The organism is Campylobacter sp. JMF_15 NE4, assembly GCF_027737645.1.
Classification (GTDB): domain Bacteria; phylum Campylobacterota; class Campylobacteria; order Campylobacterales; family Campylobacteraceae; genus Campylobacter_B.
Window position 1 is genome coordinate 24,336 of the sequence record NZ_JAOVTY010000004.1, and the last position, 17,657, is coordinate 41,992.

The 17,657-nt window shown below is 43.8% G+C and carries 18 protein-coding genes; 7 read left to right on the forward strand and 11 right to left on the reverse strand.

The genetic code is table 11. The features are described from left to right. Positions 1-55: 55 nt before the first annotated feature. Genes ribH through OFN98_RS07465 form a run of 4 tightly spaced genes read left to right on the forward strand, consistent with a single transcriptional unit; the run spans position 56 to position 2,338 of the window. Positions 56-526, forward strand: coding sequence for a 6,7-dimethyl-8-ribityllumazine synthase (ribH, locus tag OFN98_RS07450; RefSeq protein WP_270865282.1), 471 nt, complete (start codon positions 56-58; stop codon positions 524-526). Between the two features lie 2 nt (positions 527-528). After that, a complete protein-coding gene (gene nusB, locus OFN98_RS07455; RefSeq protein WP_270866664.1) occupies positions 529-918 on the forward strand; it encodes a transcription antitermination factor NusB in 390 nt (129 codons plus the stop codon). Then, positions 915-1,601: an orotidine-5'-phosphate decarboxylase gene (pyrF, locus tag OFN98_RS07460; protein ID WP_270874891.1), complete on the forward strand. Its 687-nt coding sequence runs from the start codon at positions 915-917 to the stop codon at positions 1,599-1,601. The genes nusB and pyrF overlap by 4 nt, the downstream gene beginning before the upstream one ends. Beyond that, positions 1,598-2,338: a DUF3108 domain-containing protein gene (locus OFN98_RS07465; protein WP_270862601.1), complete on the forward strand. Its 741-nt coding sequence runs from the start codon at positions 1,598-1,600 to the stop codon at positions 2,336-2,338. Before pyrF ends, OFN98_RS07465 begins: the two co-directional genes overlap by 4 nt. Position 2,339: 1 nt before the next feature. Here OFN98_RS07465 and OFN98_RS07470 read toward each other — a convergent pair whose 3' ends face one another. The 10 genes from OFN98_RS07470 to OFN98_RS07515 all read right to left on the reverse strand — a co-directional run bounded on the left by OFN98_RS07470 (position 2,340) and on the right by OFN98_RS07515 (position 14,644). After that, positions 2,340-2,795 (reverse strand): hypothetical protein, encoded by a 456-nt coding sequence (locus tag OFN98_RS07470; protein ID WP_270874892.1) that lies wholly within the window; start codon positions 2,793-2,795, stop codon positions 2,340-2,342. A 9-nt stretch (positions 2,796-2,804) separates the two neighbouring features. Continuing rightward, positions 2,805-3,521, reverse strand: coding sequence for a DUF4230 domain-containing protein (locus OFN98_RS07475; RefSeq protein ID WP_270858159.1), 717 nt, complete (start codon positions 3,519-3,521; stop codon positions 2,805-2,807). A 22-nt stretch (positions 3,522-3,543) separates the two neighbouring features. Next, positions 3,544-4,755 (reverse strand): threonine ammonia-lyase, encoded by a 1,212-nt coding sequence (ilvA, locus tag OFN98_RS07480; RefSeq protein ID WP_270874893.1) that lies wholly within the window; start codon positions 4,753-4,755, stop codon positions 3,544-3,546. A 2-nt stretch (positions 4,756-4,757) separates the two neighbouring features. Then, positions 4,758-5,147, reverse strand: a complete 390-nt coding sequence (locus OFN98_RS07485; RefSeq protein WP_270874894.1) for a CoA-binding protein — start codon at positions 5,145-5,147, stop codon at positions 4,758-4,760. Then, positions 5,144-6,253, reverse strand: a complete 1,110-nt coding sequence (gene trmA / locus OFN98_RS07490) for a tRNA (uridine(54)-C5)-methyltransferase TrmA (RefSeq protein ID WP_270874895.1) — start codon at positions 6,251-6,253, stop codon at positions 5,144-5,146. Before trmA ends, OFN98_RS07485 begins: the two co-directional genes overlap by 4 nt. Then, a complete protein-coding gene (locus OFN98_RS07495) occupies positions 6,243-7,943 on the reverse strand; it encodes a Na+/H+ antiporter NhaC family protein (RefSeq protein WP_270874896.1) in 1,701 nt (566 codons plus the stop codon). Before OFN98_RS07495 ends, trmA begins: the two co-directional genes overlap by 11 nt. Positions 7,944-7,964: 21 nt before the next feature. After that, positions 7,965-9,209: an ankyrin repeat domain-containing protein gene (locus OFN98_RS07500; RefSeq protein WP_270874897.1), complete on the reverse strand. Its 1,245-nt coding sequence runs from the start codon at positions 9,207-9,209 to the stop codon at positions 7,965-7,967. A gap of 85 nt (positions 9,210-9,294) precedes the next feature. Continuing rightward, complete coding sequence (locus OFN98_RS07505; RefSeq protein WP_270874898.1) at positions 9,295-11,844, reverse strand: bifunctional aconitate hydratase 2/2-methylisocitrate dehydratase; 2,550 nt, start codon at positions 11,842-11,844, stop codon at positions 9,295-9,297. 415 nt (positions 11,845-12,259) lie between these two features. Then, positions 12,260-14,428 carry a heavy metal translocating P-type ATPase gene (locus OFN98_RS07510; RefSeq protein ID WP_270874899.1) on the reverse strand — a complete coding sequence of 723 codons (2,169 nt, stop codon included), beginning with the start codon at positions 14,426-14,428 and terminating at the stop codon, positions 12,260-12,262. Between the two features lie 6 nt (positions 14,429-14,434). After that, on the reverse strand, positions 14,435-14,644 hold the full coding sequence (locus OFN98_RS07515) for a heavy-metal-associated domain-containing protein (RefSeq protein ID WP_442867897.1): 210 nt from the start codon (positions 14,642-14,644) through the stop codon (positions 14,435-14,437). A 136-nt stretch (positions 14,645-14,780) separates the two neighbouring features. Between OFN98_RS07515 and OFN98_RS07520 the strand changes: the two genes are divergently transcribed. The 3 genes from OFN98_RS07520 to acpS are packed head-to-tail and all read left to right on the forward strand — an operon-like array spanning position 14,781 to position 16,379. Beyond that, a complete protein-coding gene (locus tag OFN98_RS07520) occupies positions 14,781-15,518 on the forward strand; it encodes a YebC/PmpR family DNA-binding transcriptional regulator (RefSeq protein ID WP_270874900.1) in 738 nt (245 codons plus the stop codon). 9 nt (positions 15,519-15,527) lie between these two features. Beyond that, positions 15,528-16,016, forward strand: coding sequence for a peptidylprolyl isomerase (locus tag OFN98_RS07525; protein WP_270862590.1), 489 nt, complete (start codon positions 15,528-15,530; stop codon positions 16,014-16,016). Next, complete coding sequence (acpS, locus tag OFN98_RS07530; RefSeq protein WP_270858169.1) at positions 16,017-16,379, forward strand: holo-ACP synthase; 363 nt, start codon at positions 16,017-16,019, stop codon at positions 16,377-16,379. On the opposite strand, the gene OFN98_RS07535 is transcribed toward acpS, so the two are convergent. Then, positions 16,373-17,512 carry an AI-2E family transporter gene (locus OFN98_RS07535; RefSeq protein ID WP_270874901.1) on the reverse strand — a complete coding sequence of 380 codons (1,140 nt, stop codon included), beginning with the start codon at positions 17,510-17,512 and terminating at the stop codon, positions 16,373-16,375. The two genes, acpS and OFN98_RS07535, sit on opposite strands and share 7 nt — an antisense overlap. Positions 17,513-17,657: the final 145 nt, after the last annotated feature.

A 17,657-nucleotide genomic window follows, 5' to 3' on the forward strand; every position in this document is an offset into this window, starting at 1 on the left:
AAATTTTGCCTAATTTGGCTAAACTTAGCGAATTTTGAAATTTAAAGGATATAAAATGAACATTATCGAAGGAAATTTGACCCTAAACGGCGATGAAAAAATCCTAATCATCAACGCCAGATTTAACCACATCATCACAGATCGCCTAGTAGAAGGCGCTCACGACGCATTTTTGCGACATGGCGGCAAAGAGGAAAATTTAAGCCTAATGCTAGTCCCTGGCGCATTTGAAATCCCACTCGCCCTAGAAAAGGCACTTTTATCGAAAAAATACGACGCCGTCGTCTGCGTGGGCGCAGTCATCAGAGGCAGCACACCGCATTTTGACTATGTCAGCGCAGAGGTCAGCAAGGGTATCGCAAACACCATGCTCCGCCACGGCGCGCCAGTTACCTTTGGCGTGCTCACCACAGATACTATCGAGCAAGCGATCGAGCGCGCAGGCTCAAAAGCCGGCAACAAGGGCTTTGAGGCGATGACAGGCGTAATCGAAATGCTAAGCTTATTTCGCGAAATAAAGGCGTAATCATGGCGACAAGACACCAAGCGCGATTAGCGGTGATTTCGCTACTTTACGCAAAAGATATGAACGAAGAAAAGCCTGAGTTTGAAAACGAATATTTAGAAGAAAAAAAGATTAGAAACGAGCAGAGAAACTGGACGCTAGGCCTGCTTCACAGCGTGCGCGATAATACAGAGACGATTGACGCGCTTTTAAACGAGTATTTGAAGGAATTTAAACTGCATGAAATTTCAGCGGTTGAGCGCGCTATTTTGCGACTTGGCGCGTATGAGTTGCGTTTCAGTGATACAGACGCTGGTATCATCATAAACGAAGCCGTAACCGCAGCCAAGGAGCTTGGCGCGTCCTCGAAGCTAATAAATGGCGTTTTAGACGCTATTAAGGTCGTAAAATGAAGCTTTGCGTAGCCTTAGATATGGCTAGCAAAGAGCAAAATTTAGCTTTGAGTGCGAATTTAGCGCAATTTGGGGATCAAATTTGGCTCAAAGTCGGCCTGCGCTCGTATCTGCGAGACGGGGCGAAATTTATCGAAGAACTCAAAAAAATCGCAAATTTTAAAATTTTCTTAGATCTTAAATTTTACGATATCCCAAACACCATGGCTGACGCCGCGCAGGTCGTCGCAGGTCTTGGCGTAGATATGATAAACCTGCACGCAAGCGCTGGAAAGCGGGCTATGAGCGAGGTTATGAACCGCTTAGGCGCGCTAAATACCCGCCCGCTCGTGCTTGGTGTATCGGCTCTGACAAGCTTTAACGAGAGCGAATTTGGCGAAATTTACAACGGCGAAATTGCGCCAAGCGTGGTGAAATTCTCGCGTTTTGCGCATGAGTGTGGGCTAGATGGCATGGTCTGCTCGGTTTTTGAATCAAGCGCGATTAAAAATGCCACAAGCGATAAATTTATCACGCTTTGCCCCGGCGTGCGACCTTTTGGCGAGAGCGCAAACGATCAAGCACGCGTGGCAAATTTAAACGACGCTAAAAGCGCAAACGCCGATTTTATCGTGGTTGGTCGCCCGATTTATCAAGCGCATAATCCAGAGCAAATCGTAAATCACATTTTGGCTAGCTTATGAGAGTTTTAGCATTTCTGTTTTTCTTTTTCGGCGCAGTATTTGGCGAGACTATCGAGGCGCACTACGATATTTCTTACGGCGTTTTTGGCGTCGTGGGGCATGCTGATGCTAAATTAGTCAAAACCGCCAAAACCTACGAAATCACGCTAAATGCGAGGGCTTATGGGATCGCCGGCTCGCTAAGCGGGGATAGAAGAGAGAAATTTTACTCCAAAGGAAGCGTTGTGGGCGAGATTTTAAAACCCAAAATTTACCGCCACGAAGTCGAGCGCAAAAAGGGCAAAAAAACCATAAACACGCGCCAAATTTTCACATTTGATTACAACAACAAACGCATTAGAGAGCAGAAATTTAAGGGCGAAAACGGCGATTTGCGTCCTAGTAGCGACAAAATTTTGCCATATTTTGCCACAAACGACCTGCTAAGCGTGTTTTTTAATTTCGGCAAAATTCCGCACAAAGGCGATATGTTTTTCCTAACCGCAGCCGGAGCCAAAAACGAAACCGGGCGCATAGATGTGCAAATCCCGCGTGGCAAACACGCCAAAGCTATCCAAAACGCCTTGCAGACGAGCTCGAACCCATTTATCGTTTTTATAAATCAAAAAATTTTTTCTAGCAAAAAGGGCGAACTCTACCTCTCGCTAAATCGCCAAGAAATCGCAGAAAATGTGATTTTAAAAGATGTTTTGTTTTTCGGCGATATCCATGCTAAGCTAACTGAGGCCAAATTTTAGCTTAAAATTCATATCCGAAAATTTTAATGCCCTCTTCTAGCTTTTCGTAGCGAATTTGCGGAAATTTTGCTAGCAAATCTAACACCATTTCCAAATCATTTTTTTTCGTTTTATCATAGCTTTGTGGTATGAAAATCCACGCTATCTCATCGTATGCAAAAACCCCGATTTTAAAGGCGATTTGCGCGTTTTGTATCTGCCATTTGGAGCTGTTTTTGATAGCGTAAAAATTCGGAAAAAGGATTTTTTTTATGATAAAGCATTTACAAAAGCTAAATTTGCTAAAAAAGCCCGCCCAAAGCTCGTCTGGCACGAAATAGCCCTTGGCTTTGAGCCGTTTTTTCTCCCTGCTTAGGCGAATCGGAGTGATAAATCGCTCGAATTTAGCGTAAATTTTGCGCTTAAAGCTCGTATAATACGAAAAATACAGCTTAAACAGCGCCTCGTAAGCCTGCAACGCTCGCCCTTATTTCTCTTCGATTTGCGATTTTAGCGAGCTTGCGATAGAAATATCGCTTGGATTGATATCGATTGTCTCTAATGCCTTGTCTTGGAATACAAAGCCGATTTCTTTGGCGCCAAAACTTTTTGCTATGGTTTCAAGTGTGTCGGTTGCGGATTTGTGGATTTTGCCCCCTAAATCGTTTATGATTTTAAGCGAGAGTGCCTTAACCTCGTTTTTCGCGTCGTCGATTAGGCGGTTTTTATCGCTCTCATCAAAGCTTGACCCAAAAATACCATTTAGCGAATCAGGCAGCAAAAACGGCAAAAGTTTGGAGTTTTGCTCATCATAAATTTTCATATCCTTAATCGAATATTTGTATTTGCAAGGTGGCATTTTGATCTCGTATTTGTCCTCGCCACGCGGAATTATGCTAAATTCAGGGCTTAGCAGGTCATAGACGAAATCTATCTCAAACTCGAAAATAATCGCAATCTGTTTTTTCGTCATCAGTGGCGAAACTAGCGAGCCAAGGAAGCCGTCAGCGACATTTTCTTTGCGCGTAACAATCTCTTTGGAATAAATTTTAAACACGCTTAACTCGCCTATGCTTTTAAGCCGCGTAATATCCGTGCTAATCTCCGTTTTAGGGGCGTTTGCGCCAGATTTTTTCATACGCAAAAACATATAAACCAAAATCACAAAAATTAAAAAATTTAAGATAAAAGCCAAATTTTCCAAATTTTATCCTTTCAAATTTCGCCTAAAACAGCTCTTTGAAATCATATCCTGCGCTTTTTAGCGCCCACGCAATCTCCTCTTGGTGCGCCTTGCCCTTGGTTTCTAGCGTGATTGTAATTTGCGCATCTCCGTATTCGATCTCGGTCGAGAAGCGATCATAGTCGATTTTGACGATGTTTGCGTTCGCATCACGCAAAACATTTGTAAGCTTGGTTAGCGAGCCTGGTTTATCCACGAGAGTGACATTTATCGTCATTTTGCGGTGAGATTTGATAAGACCTTTTTCGATGATGATGTTTAGCATCTGCACATCGATATTTCCACCACTTAAAATAATGCCGATTTTAGCGCCCTCTTCGAAGCTAAATTTATGATTGATGAGAGCTGCCACGCCCACAGCTCCTGCGCCCTCGACGATGATTTTTTGATTTTCTAGCAGATACAAAATCGCGCTTGCGACCTCCTCATCATCGACTTGGACAAACTCATCGACGCTTTCTAAAATATGTTTTAGCGTGATCTCGCTAGTATCACGCACCGCAATACCATCGGCGATAGTGCGCACGCTCTGAGAGTTTATCGCCTTTTTAGCTACGAAGCTATCGTGCATAGCAGGCGCGCCCTTTGCGCCAACGGCGATGATTTTTATATCAGGATTGATTTGTTTAGCACAGCTTGCCACGCCACTAATTAGTCCGCCACCGCCCACAGGCGCTATGATATAGTCTAAATCCGCGATATCTTCTAGCATTTCAAGAGCGATTGTGCCCTGTCCTGCTTGGACTAGCTCATCATCGAAAGGATGGACAAAGGTAAGGTTGTTTTCCTTGGCGTATTCGAGCGCATAAGCGTAAGCCTCGTCGAAATTATCGCCTTTTAGGATAATCTCAGCCCCCAAAGCCTTGGTGCCACTGACCTTTAAAAGCGGAGTTGCTTCTGGCATGACGATTACGGCGCGCACGCCAAATTTTTGCGCACTCATAGCCACGCCTTGCGCGTGATTGCCCGCACTCGCTGCGATTACGCCACGGCTCTTTTCATCTTCGCTAAGATGAGCGATTTTGTTGTATGCGCCACGAATTTTATACGCGCCTGTGCGTTGTAAATTCTCATTTTTTAGATAAATTTGCGCCCCGTAAATTTCGCTTAGCTTTGGCGCGAAAGCGAAGGGTGTCTTATGCACAAAAGCCGCTATTGTGCGCTTTGCTTGAACTATTTTATTTAAATCTACCATTTTTAGCCTTTCAAATTTTTATGCTCTATCATTATGCACTTGTTTTGGATAAAATTTACTCCATTTTTTTGCGCGAGAAAAGCCACGCTGTCGTTAAAAATGCCAACTTGCAACCAAAGCGTTTTGGCTTTACACGCCAAAACATCGCTAAAAAGCGCATTTGCGAACTCGCCTTTTCTAAACATAACGACAATGTCGATTTTATCATTTATTTCTTTTAAATTTCTATAAACCTTCCTGCCTAAAATTTCATCAAATTTAGGATAAATCGGAAAAATTTTAAAATTTTGCGCGGCTAAATACTGCCCCACGCGGTTGCTTGGCTTGCTCTCATCAGGACTAAGCCCCACGATAGCGATATTTTTGGCATTTCTTAAAATTTCACTTATCACGCTAACGCCTTTAAAATCACGCCACACTCGACATGCGCAGTATGCGCGAACTGATCGAAAATCGCGAATTTCTCCACTTTGTGCGTTTTGCAAAGATAGCTTAAATTTTGCTTCAAGCTTTGCGGATTGCACGAAATGTAGATTATGTTTTTGTAATCTTTGATAAAATTTAGCACGCTTGCTTCAAGCCCTGCGCGCGGTGGATCTACCAAAATATGCGAAATTTCATAGCCTTGCAAATCTACCCCCTCTAAACGGGTAAATTCGCGCTCGCCCCCAAATGCGCTCATTAGCTCATCTGCGCTTAGGCGCACAAATTTTATGTTTTTGGCGCCGTTTTTTTGCGCGTTTAAAAGTGCGTTTTTTATGCTATTTTTGCTAATCTCATTTGCCAAAATTTGGCGAAATTTAGCACTCAAAGGTATTGTGAAATTCCCATGTCCGCAATACATTTCAAGCAGATCTTTTTTAGGCGTTTTCTCATCGCCCACTGCGCCTAACACCCACGAAATCATCTTTTCATTAACGCCTCTATTTGGCTGCGAAAACGCCGTAGCTTCGAAAGTGTAGCGATAAACTTGCCCCTTTATTTCAAACTCGTCTTCTAAATTTTCCCTGCCAAAAACGAGCTTTTTCCCGCGCGATCTAGCGATTAAATTTAGCCCCAAATTTCTGGCTAAATTTGCCAAATTCGGCTCGATTTCTACGACATTTCGGTGATATAAAAGCACGCATAAAAAATCATTTTTCGTAGCGATAAACTCGCACCCAAAAAGCCTAAATTTTAAAATTTCATCGCCCCGCAAAATCGGCAAAACTCTATCCATAAAGCTTTGGATTTTTTCATCTACGATAGGGCAGTTTTGCACGAAAACACGCTCTTTATCCCTGCCCCGCATACTAAAATGAAGCTTCTCGCCCTCGTGAAAAATCCCAAATTCAGCCCGCGAGCGAAATGCGCTTTCTTTGGAGGCAAAAACCTCGATTTCGCCAGTATAAAACGGCGCAAACTCCGCGCTTATGCGCTCTTTTTTTAAATTTAACTGCTCTTTGTAAGGCAAATCATAAACACAACTTCCACAAATACCAAATTTATCACACTTCACCGCTTACCTTTTTGCCTAAAATTCGTATCGCAAGCACGGTTACGCCAAGCCCAAAGACTAGGCAGACCCAGACATTTACCCCAAGGCTAGCTGGCAAAAACCCGCAAAATGTGCTGATGATACCCACAACGATAGCGTAAGGTAGCTGAGTGCTGACATGCTCGATATGATCGCAACCTGCGCCCATTGAAGAAAGAATCGTGGTATCTGAAATCGGCGAGCAGTGATCGCCAAAAATCGCCCCTGTAAAAACCGAGCTGATATTTAAACACATAAAAGCATGAAATTCATCGCCGCTAAGGCCGTATTTCGCCCCCACAGAGGCAGCTAGTGGCACGGCTAGCGGGGTTACGATACCCATAGTGCCAAAGCTAGTGCCTGTCGAAAATGAAATAATCGAGCTTAGCACGAAAATCACGAGCGCAAGTAGCGCCATATGGGTACTCTCGCCTAGCAAATCGACAAGGTATTTTGAGGTGCCAAGCTCTTTTATCGTAGAGCTTAGTGACCACGCAAAAAGCAGGATTAAAACGGTTGTGAGCATAGTTTTCCAACCCCCAATCCAAATTTCAATTCCCTCTTTGATACCATAAATTTTTTGCCACAGCCCCAAAACTATGCCGATTATTGACGAAAACATAGCCGCTTGAAACAGCACCACAGAAGCGTCAGCCCCGCTAAATGCCGTTCTGATAGAAACGAAGGAAAACGGATCTGCTTGCACAGCCTTTAATTCCTCTTCGCCAAGCGCGCCAAGTCCGTTTGCATAAAACCCAATCACGCTTAGCACAATCATCGCTCCAAGCGGAATTAAAGCATTAATCTTGCGTGGTTCGATACCCTCTTTTGGGCTAAATGCTTGATCTTCTAAATTTGCGATTTTAAAGTCCCGTCCGCCATTTTTGCCAGCGCGAGACGCCATTTCGGCGCGATACATAGGGCCAAATTCCCTCATCATCACAGCACTTGCCACGACAAAGAAAAGCATGTAAATATTATAAAATCTATACGGGATTGTCTCCACAAAAATTGTAAATGCGTTGATATCCTCGACGCCGATTTGCGCATACGCTTCCTTAATCGCTGAAATCTCAACCCCGACCCAAGTCGAAATCAGCGCAATTCCAGTTATCGGCGCAGCTGTCGCGTCGATGATAAAGGCAAAGCGCGCACGCGAAATTTTAAATCTATCCATTAATGGACGCATTATAGGCCCCAAAATAAGGGCGTTTGCGTAATCGTCAAAGAAAATGATAATTCCCATAAACCAAGTGTAAATTTGCGCCCTAACCCCAGTATGCGCCCTAGCCCCAAGCCACATAGCAAGGGCTTTGGTGCCGCCACTTTTGGTAACTAGCGCGATAAGGCCTCCGATACACATAACTTGAAGCAAAATTCCCGCATTCCACGCATCAGCCATGGAAGCTACCACGCGCGCACACAAATCCGTAAAAGCTACGACAAAGGCTGAAAGCACGCCATTATCGTTCATACCGATAAGAAATGTCCCGCTTAACACGCCTAAAAATAGCGACAAAATGACATCTTTGGTGATAAATGCAAGAGCGATTGCCACAAGTGGCGGAATCAGCGTCAGTGCGCCATAAATGCTTGCATTTTTTTCAGCTGGGCTAAGCTCCGCGCCAAAGACAAAAAACGGAAGCAAAAAAATAAATAAAATCCTAAACATAAATTTCCCTTTTGTATTAGATTAGTTTGCTATATCTTCGAAATTTTCCTCTGCCATGCTTCCCATGAAATCCCCATTATTCGCGCTTACACTAGGTTTAAGTCCGATAGATTTGAGATATTCTTGGATCTTTTCATCGCCACCAAAAATAGCGTAATCAAGCGCATTTAGCCCGGCCTCATCTACTCTTTTTTCATCTGCGCCGGATTTGACCAAAAGCTCGGTAATTTCTTTGTTTCCATGTAGCGCCGAATACATTAGCAAACTAGCACCCAAATCATTAAACGCACACGCGTCCGAATACCCGCCAAGCGAAGCTAGCGCGCCCTTTTCAGTAGAGCCGATTTGGCGGACATTGACACTTGCGTGGTTATAGACCATGAAATTTACCATTTCGTAGTTTTTGCTAGCCACAGCGTAGAAAATCGGGGTTTGGCCAAGTTGATTTTTGTGCGATACTTGCGCGCCTTTGGAGATTAAAAATTTAGCATTTTGTAAATTTGACATAGCGTAAAATAGCGCACTATCGTCCCCGTCGTTAATCTTCGCCCCACGCATAATAAGTGCGTCGATAAATTTCGTATCATATCCTAGCAAAAGTGCCAAATTTAGCGCACCGCTAAGGTCGTTTGTGCTGTAAGTGTCGCTGCTTAAAAGCACATTAAACTCATCTATATTTACCCTGTTTTTAAGGGCTAATTCGAGCTTATTATACGCGTCGATACTGCGATTTTTAGCCGCATATAGGGCAAATTCGCTCAGCACCAAATCCGCAATCTCACTAGCCCCGTTTGAGGATAAATTTGCGCCAAAATGGCTTTGTAATGCCGTTTTTGCCAAATTTATCTCAGAGATAAAATTTTTGAAATTTATAAAATTTATAAATTTTTGCTCAGAGTAAAATTCTAAAATTTCTAGCGCATTTGCATACGCTGCGCCTAAATTTTTCTGCTTAGCCTCGCGCAAAAACCCCTCGCTATCCATGCCAGCCTGCGCTAAGATGCGTTCGAATTTTTTCTCATTTATGCTAGCTTCGTTTCCCACGCACTCGATACTCTCGCCCCTAATCGTCCTAGCTAAATTTTGCAAATTTCGCAAAAATGGAGCCTTTACAAGCGAGCCCTTGCAATCATAATCACTCAGCAAAAGTTCGCTAGGGCTTGGCGTGCTGGCAAAATAGGCTTTCGGATCTGCCTCGATATCAGCGCAGGTAACCCCAAAAGCACAGATTGCGCCAAATATCAATAAAATCAAAATTCTTTGCATAACCAACCTTGTCAAATTTAACCCGCCATTTTAGCGAAATTTTGCTTATTTAAACTTATTAGCGCAAAACGCGCTAATTCGTGGCTTAGAGCGCGAAATTTTCTTCCTCGTTAAAATTTAAATAACGATAAATTTCGCTATTTTTGCCATTTAATTTCTCGCGCACTATCTCTTTGTATTCTCTCGCGCTAGGAATTCTGCCTAGCATCGCGCAAACAGCGGCTAGTTCGGCACTGGCTAAATACACCTTAGCACCCATGCCCATGCGATTATCGAAATTTCTAGTCGAAGTTGAGACCACGACCGCATTATCTTTTACTCGCGCTTGATTTCCCATACACAGCGAGCACCCAGGCACCTCTGTGCGCGCTCCTACCGCACCAAATACGCTATACACGCCCTCTTCTTTGAGTTTTTCTTCGTCCATTTTCGTAGGCGGTGCTATCCAAAGGCGGGCTGGTGTTTGCGCGCTACCCTTTAAAATCTGCGCTGCGGCGCGATAATGCCCGATATTTGTCATACAGCTTCCGATGAAAACCTCATCGATATTTTTCGCCCTTGTCTCATCGGCTAAAATTTCGCTTAGCGTTGCGACATCGTCAGGGTCGTTAGGGCAGGCTAAAATCGGCTCTGTAATCTCACCTAAATCTATTTCAATCACTTCTGCGTATTTTGCGTTTTCATCGGCTTTTAGAAGTGTCGGATTTTCTAGCCATTTTTTCATTTTTTCGCCCCTTCTAGCTAGCGCGTCGCTGTTTTGATAACCAGCTTTTATCATAGCGTCGATTAGAGCGATATTTGAGCGTATGTATTCGCACACACTCTCGGTATTTAGCGCGATTGCGCACGCTGCTGCACTTCTCTCGGCACTAGCGTCGCTTAGCTCGAAAGCCTGCTCAGCCTTTAAATTTTCGAGCCCTTCAATCTCTAAAATTTTGCCCGCAAATATATTTTTCTTGCCCTTTTTCTCGACGCTCAATAAGCCCTTTTTAATCGCATAGTAAGGAATTGCATTTACCAAATCGCGCAAAGTAATGCCTTCTTGTAACTCGCCTTTAAATCTCACAAGCACAGATTCTGGCATATTTAGTGGCATACTTCCTGTAACTGCCGCAAACGCCACTAGACCGCTACCTGCTGGAAAGCTAATGCCGATTGGAAATCTCGTGTGGCTATCTCCGCCCGTGCCTACGCTATCAGGGAGCACCATACGATTTAGCCATGAGTGGATTACTCCGTCCCCTGGGCGCAGTGCCACGCCACCACGACTACTCATAAACGGCGGAAGTGTTCGGTGCGTGATAGTATCGCTTGGCTTAGGATAGGCTGCTGTGTGGCAAAAGCTCTGCAACACGAAATCTGCGCCAAATCCAAGACTGGCAAGCTCTTTAATCTCATCGCGCGTCATAGGGCCTGTGGTGTCTTGCGAACCCACAGTTAGCGTGAGTGGCTCGACATACATACCAGCTCTTACACCCTCCATGCCACAGGCTTTGCCGACGATTTTTTGCGCGAGAGTGTAACCTGCGCTCTCGTCAAATTTAGGTTGCTCTGGTCTAGTAAAAATCTCATCATCGCCTAAGCCTAGCTCTTTTCTAGCCTTAGCGCAAAGCCCTCTTGCAATGATTAGCGGGATTCGCCCGCCGGCTTTGTATTCATCGAAAATCGTATTTGGGCTCAGGCTAAATTTGCAAACGACCTCGCCGTTTTTGACAATCTCGCCCTTATATGGATAAATCTCGATTTCATCGCCCATTTCGAGGTTTTCGACACTCGCTTCGATTGGCAGAGCACCGCTATCTTGGGCTGTGTTGAAAAAAATCGGCGCGATGACCGAGCCTATGATTACACCGCCTGTTTTTTTGTTTGGGATACCATAAATTTCCTCGCCGATATGCCACTGCACGGAATTCACGCCACTTTTGCGACTACTTCCAGTGCCCACGACATCGCCCACATACACGACCTGCCTACCGCTTTTTTTAAGCTGGGCGATTGTTTCTAGGCTACCGGCTTGGCGTTTGCTAAGCATGCTTAGAGCGTGAAGCGGGATATCCGAACGCGTAAAAGCCTCGCTAGCAGGGCTTAAATCATCTGTGTTTGTCTCGCCAGCTACCTTGAAAACCACACCTTTGATACACTCGCTCAGAGGTTTTTTTGCCTTAAACCACTCCATATTCGCCCACGCTTCTAGCACGGCTTTTGCGTGAGCGTTGCCCTCTTTTGCCAGCCTTGCGACCTCTGCGAAATAATCATGCACGAAAATCGTCCTGCCAAGAGCCGCAGCTGCGCCCTTTGCGGTGGCTTCATCTGCGCTTTGCAAGGCGCGGATTAACTCGATCACGCTGTATCCGCCAAGCATGCGCTCCAACATCGCAAAAGCCTCATCTTTGCTAATACCAGCCACGATGCACTCACCGTTTATGATTTCGCCCAAAAACTCCGCCTTGATTTTAGCGGCATCATCGACGCCCGGGTTAATGCGTGTTTTTAAAATTTCGATTAATTTTTCGCTCGGATTGGTTTTTAGGATTTCGCATAGCTGCTTGGTTTGCTCGGCGCTAAGTGCTAGTGGCGGGATACCTAGCTTCGCGCGCTCATTTACGCTGGATTCGTAGTTTTGTAAAAAGTCCATATTTTGCCCCTTTTTGGTAAAATTTCGGACAATTTTACAATAAATTTGATTAAATAGTTAAATTCGCAGGAATTTTAAATTTGCACTCATTGCAAGAAATTTGCGTTAGCAAAATTCGTGGCAATCTATGAATATAAAATTTAAAGCATATAAATTTGCTGTCATTGCGAGCAAAAGCAAAGCGTCAAGACGCTTTGCCGAAGCAATCTAGGGAATTTTAAATTCAAAATTCAACCCAAATTTAGCATTGAACGATTTTTTAAATTTTAGGCGAAATTTTGCTTTTCTCGTAAGGGGGAGGGTGCGCTTTTTAGGAGACGCTACCCTCCCCCTTACCAACCCCCACCCCTGTAAAACCTTAGAAGTGGCTAAAATTTAAAAAGCGTTGCTTTTTAAATTTTAGCTGACTTTATTTCTAAATTCTCGCAAATTTTAGCCGTATCGAATTTAGCACCACGGTTACTGAGCTAAAACACATCGCAGCTGCACCAAACATCGGTTTTAGCAAGACACCCCACAAAGGATATAAAATTCCAGCCGCCACAGGTATGCAGATGAGATTGTAAAAAAACGCCCAAAAAAGGTTTTGTTTTATCGTCGTCATGGTTTTTTGCGACAAATTTATCAAATAAGCCAAATTTCGCAAGTCGTTTTTGATAAAGATTATATCCCCAGCACCTTTGGCGATGTCGCTGCCTGAGTTCATCGCGACGCCTATATCTGCGGTTTTAAGTGACGGAGCGTCGTTTATACCGTCCCCTACGAAAAGGACTTTTTCGCCGTTTTTTAAATTTGCGATAAATTCGTATTTTTGGCTTGGCAAAACTTCGCTTATGATCTCATCTATGCCTAAATTTTTGCCGATGAAATTCGCTGTTTTGGCGTTGTCGCCTGTTAGCATTATGGTTTTTATGCCTTGATTTTTAAGTGCCTTTATGCACTGCTTTGCTTCATCTCGCAAAATGTCGCTAAGCGCCACAAAGCCCACGAATTCGGCATTTATCGCTACAAAAATCACGCCAAAGCCATCGCACAAAAACTCGTCTGCATTTTTTGGCGTTTCAAATTCCACGCCGTTTTCATTTAAAAGCTCTTTATTTCCCGCTAGTAGCGTAAATTCGCCGTTTTGCGCCTTTATACCACGACCCAGCAAACTCTCAAATTCTCCGTCAAATTTAGCAAATTTAAGCCCTTTTTCTTTTGCAAATTTCACAATCGCCCGTGAAATCGGGTGTTCGCTAAGCATTTGCGCACTGGCGATTAGTGCTAGATTTTCATCGCTTAAATTTGTAAAATTTACCGAAATTTCGCCCCTGCTGAGTGTGCCTGTTTTGTCAAAAACGGCGATTTGTGTATCTTTTAGGATTTCTAAAACTTCCGGGTTTTTCACCAAAACGCCGTTTTTAGCGGCATTTGAAATAGCGCAAACTATCGCAATGGGCGTAGCCAAACCCAAAGCGCAAGGGCATGAAATAATCAAAACGCAAATCGCGCAAAGTAAGCCGATATGGGCTTTTCCTGCGATTAGCCAAATCACAAACACGCAAACGGCGATAAAAATCACGCTTGGCACAAAGATATTTGCGATCTTATCGGCAAAGCGAGAAATCGGCATTTTTTTGCTTCCTGCTTCGCTTAGCAAATTTTTGATTTCAGCCAAAACGCTTTGGTGCGAAAATTTGGTGATTTCGACCTGCAAAATTCCCTCTACACTCACGCACCCAGCATTTACGCTGTCGCCGACCTTTTTAAAAACAGCTAAACTCTCGCCGGTTATTAGGCTCGTATCGATTTCAGCTTCGCCACTTATGACTATGCCGTCGCCCGGGATTTGCGCGCCGTTTTTGACTAAAACTTTATCGCCTGGTTTTAGTTCGTTAGCCAAAATTTCGCTTGTCGTGCCGTCCGGGTTGATCAAAACCGCCTTTTTTGGGCTTAAATCGATAAGTTTTTTAATGTAATCGTTCGCTTTGAGTTTGCTTCGCTCTTCAAGGTATTTTCCTAGCAATATGAAAGCGATTATCATCGATGAAGAGCTAAAATACAAATTCGCCCACTCGTTTCCGCCATTAAAATGGACGAAAATCGCGCTTCCTAGCGAATACAAATACGCCGCAGACGAGCCAAGCGAAACCAGAACATTCATATCGTAGTTTTTGTTTTTAAGTGAGCCTATCGCGTGGTAAAAGAAGTTTTTGCCACAAAAGCCTAGCACAACTGCACCTAAAATCGCACAGAGCAGAGCTTTTACGGCGAAGCTGAAATTTGATTTCATTTCGATTAGCATTATAAAACACGCTAAAATCACGGCTAAAACGAATTTAAAAAGCATATTTTTTAAATTTCGTGCCTTTTTGGCTTCCAGCTCTTCGTAGTTTGTGGCGATTTCATAGCCTAGTTTTGTAATTTTTGCTTTTACGGCGTCTAGGACGGCTTCGTCTGCGACTTCAAATTCGCCGACCCCAGCTGTGAAGCTCACATTTACGCTTTCTACGCCCTCAATCTTGCGCGTAACTCGCTCGATTGCGTTCGAGCAATTCACGCAGGTCATTCCGACTATGTTTAGGTTAAATTTTTGTGACATTTGCGATTAAATTTTGGTTGCACTAAATCCCAAATCGTCCATTTCGCTAAGAAATTTTTCCACCTCATCCACGCTTAAATTTACGCTTACGACCTTGTTTTCTACATCTACGCTAATCTCGCCAAATTCCTCAGCTAGGGCGTTTTTGATAGTATTTGCGCAGCCATTGCACATGATTTTTGGTGCGCTAAATTTCATAGTTTGTTTAAAAGACATATTCACTCCTTGAAAAAATTATTTTGCGATTATATATCAAAATTTACAACATTTGTCAATCCTAAATCCACTACCCCTAAATTTAAGCCAAATTTGCTATAATCAGCCTTTTTATACCAAATTTTAAGGATAATTTATGGGACGAGCGTTTGAGTATAGACGAGCGGCAAAAGAGGCTAGATGGGGGAAAATGAGCAAACTTTTCCCAAAACTTGGCAAGGCAATCACAATGGCAGCCAAAGAGGGTGGCGAAGATCCTGAAATGAACGCCAAACTTCGCGCTGCAATCGCGACTGCAAAGGCGCAAAACATGCCAAAGGACAATATCGACGCGGCGATTAAACGCGCCAGCGGTAAGGATAGCGCAGAGATCAAGACCGTATTTTACGACGGCAAAGCCCCACACGGCGCGCTTGTCATCGTCGAGTGCGCCACAGACAACCCTACGCGCACGGTTGCAAACATAAAATCAGCCTTCAACAAAGGCAAGGGCGAGTTTTTGCCAAGCGGAAGTTTGAAATTTATGTTTTCCAGAAAGGCAGTTTTTGAGACGAAATTCCCAGATGGCGCAGATATCGAGGAGCTAGAACTTGAATTAATCGACTTTGGACTAAGCGAAATCGAGGTAAATGAGTTCGAAAACGACAAAGGCGAGAGCGAAAAAACGCTAATCGTCTACGGCGAATACGAAAATTTCGGCACTCTAAATGAGGGTATCGAAAAGCTAGGTTTGGAGCTAATTAGCGGAAATTTGAAATTCATCGCCAACGACAAACACGAATTTAGCGACGAGCAAATCGCCGATATCGACGCGCTACTAGACCGCCTCGAAGACGACGACGATGTGCAAGCAATATATACAAATATCGAATAAGGAGCAAAAATGGAAGAGTTAAAAGTCTATGAAATCGACGAAAGCGCGCTATCAAAGCTAAAATTCGCCATAATCCACACAGACAAAGGCGACATGACGCTAGAATTATACGCAGACGAGGCGCCTCAGGCTGTAACAAATTTCGCCACACTTGCAAACTCAGGCTTTTATAAGGGGCTAAATTTTCACCGAGTTATCCCAAATTTCGTAATCCAAGGCGGCTGCCCGTATGGCACTGGCACAGGAGGTCCTGGCTGGCGTATAAACTGCGAGTGCGTAGGTCAAAAACACCGCCACGAGCGTGGTTCGCTAAGCATGGCGCATGCTGGACGCAACACAGGCGGAAGCCAGTTTTTCGTCTGCCACAGCGCGCAACCGCACCTTGACGGCGTGCATACGGTATTTGGCAAGGTCGTGGATAATGCAGGATTAGCCGTGCTTGACGCGATTAGAGCCGGCGATAAAATCCTAGATATCGAGATTAAAGAAACTCTATAAATGCTAAAAATCGGCACGGATATTACCCAAATTTCCCGCATTGTAAGACTTCGCGAAAAATACGGCGCGAAGTTTTTGTGCAAAATTTTGCGCAAGAGCGAGCGGGAAATTTTCGTGCGCGATGAGAGTATCGCTGGGGCGTATGCCGCCAAAGAAGCTCTATCTAAGGCACTTGGCGTGGGTATTGGAGCGAAATTTAGCTTCAAAGACGCCAAAATTTACAAAGACAAATTTGGCGCGCCAAATTTTAAATTCACAAAAAAACTAAAAAAGAAATTCCGCATAAAAGCCTCATCGCTTTCGATTACGCACGATAACGGCGTCGCGATTGCGATTGTAGCGATAAATTTGAAAACTCACTGAAAATCTGCGCTTTTGAGATAATCATACAGGCTTAGCACGCTTAAAAACAGCGTCAGTATCGCAGGGCCTAGTATCACGCCCCAAAACCCAAAGGTCGAAATCCCAGCTAGCATTGAGAAAAAGATTAAAATTTCGTTGATTTTGGCGGGATTTTTGACAAGGCGCGAGTTGATAAATTTAATCACAAGCGGTTTGATAAAGCTATCAGCGATCGTCGAAATCATCACTACACAATAAATCAAAATGATAAGCGCACCGCTCGTCGAACCCCCGATAAAGACGATTAGCGCGGTAGGCACATACACGAGCGCGCCACCGATTGCAGGGATTAGCGAGCAAAATCCAAAAATCACGCCCATTAGCACAGGGTCAAATCCGTAGCTTCCAGCAATCACCGAAAACAAAAGCCCTTGCAAAACGGCGTTAAAAATCGTCGAGTATAGCACCACGCTCATGGTGTTTGCGGTCTCTGCGAAGATATAATCAAGCTGCTCAGCCTTAACAGGGACGATTTTTTTGATAAATCCCGCAATATCGGCGCCATAAAGGTATGAAAAAAAGCAAAAAATGATGATTAGCACCATATCAGCGATAAATTTTAGGCTCGATTTGCCCGCCACAGAAAAGTATGAAAACGCCTGTTTCGCGGTGGCTGCGATGTCTAGATTGCCCAAAAATTCCTTGATTTGCGCCTCAAATCCATTTAGTGCCTTTGGGAGCTGAATATCCATATTTTTGGCGTTTTCGACCATTAAATTTAGGCTAGAAATGTCAAAATGCGCGATATTTTTCGTAATCTGCGTGCCAGCATAGATAAATGGCACAAATAGCACCACGCACAGCACCAGCGTCGTTAGAAGCGAGCCTAGGACCTTTTTGCCACGCACAAATGAGAGGATTTTGACATGCAAACCAGATGTCGAAATCGAAATCAAAACCCCAATCGCAATCGCCAGCAAAAACGGCGAAAACAGATAAATCACGCAACAAAACAGAAATAAAATTATGCCGATGAAAAAAATCTTGCTCGTTTTTGCGTTTTTCGCATTAGCTTTGCCCAGCGGTTCGCCCTTGGAATCGACGATATTAGGGCGTGAGTGTGAAAGCGCGTCTAAATTTTCGTTATTTGCCAAATTTTATCCTTTAAATTTCAAAAGGGGTATTTTATAAATTTAATTTTTAAATTTCAAATTTTACGCCAAATTCTTTCAAATTCGCTACCACAAGCTATAAATACTGCGCCGAAATTTTGGCTCTTTTAAAATTATAAAATTTTAA

What these genes read in the sequence shown, in the direction of transcription:
- ribH (WP_270865282.1), top strand. Translation starts at nt 56, where the DNA reads ATGAACATTATCGAAGGAAATTTGACCCTAAACGGCGATGAAAAAATC.
- nusB (WP_270866664.1), top strand. Translation starts at nt 529, where the DNA reads ATGGCGACAAGACACCAAGCGCGATTAGCGGTGATTTCGCTACTTTAC.
- pyrF (WP_270874891.1), top strand. Translation starts at nt 915, where the DNA reads ATGAAGCTTTGCGTAGCCTTAGATATGGCTAGCAAAGAGCAAAATTTA.
- OFN98_RS07465 (WP_270862601.1), top strand. Translation starts at nt 1,598, where the DNA reads ATGAGAGTTTTAGCATTTCTGTTTTTCTTTTTCGGCGCAGTATTTGGC.
- ilvA (WP_270874893.1), bottom strand. Translation starts at nt 4,755, where the DNA reads ATGGTAGATTTAAATAAAATAGTTCAAGCAAAGCGCACAATAGCGGCT.
- OFN98_RS07495 (WP_270874896.1), bottom strand. Translation starts at nt 7,943, where the DNA reads ATGTTTAGGATTTTATTTATTTTTTTGCTTCCGTTTTTTGTCTTTGGC.
- OFN98_RS07500 (WP_270874897.1), bottom strand. Translation starts at nt 9,209, where the DNA reads ATGCAAAGAATTTTGATTTTATTGATATTTGGCGCAATCTGTGCTTTT.
- OFN98_RS07505 (WP_270874898.1), bottom strand. Translation starts at nt 11,844, where the DNA reads ATGGACTTTTTACAAAACTACGAATCCAGCGTAAATGAGCGCGCGAAG.
- OFN98_RS07510 (WP_270874899.1), bottom strand. Translation starts at nt 14,428, where the DNA reads ATGTCACAAAAATTTAACCTAAACATAGTCGGAATGACCTGCGTGAAT.
- OFN98_RS07515 (WP_442867897.1), bottom strand. Translation starts at nt 14,644, where the DNA reads ATGTCTTTTAAACAAACTATGAAATTTAGCGCACCAAAAATCATGTGC.
- OFN98_RS07520 (WP_270874900.1), top strand. Translation starts at nt 14,781, where the DNA reads ATGGGACGAGCGTTTGAGTATAGACGAGCGGCAAAAGAGGCTAGATGG.
- OFN98_RS07525 (WP_270862590.1), top strand. Translation starts at nt 15,528, where the DNA reads ATGGAAGAGTTAAAAGTCTATGAAATCGACGAAAGCGCGCTATCAAAG.
- acpS (WP_270858169.1), top strand. Translation starts at nt 16,017, where the DNA reads ATGCTAAAAATCGGCACGGATATTACCCAAATTTCCCGCATTGTAAGA.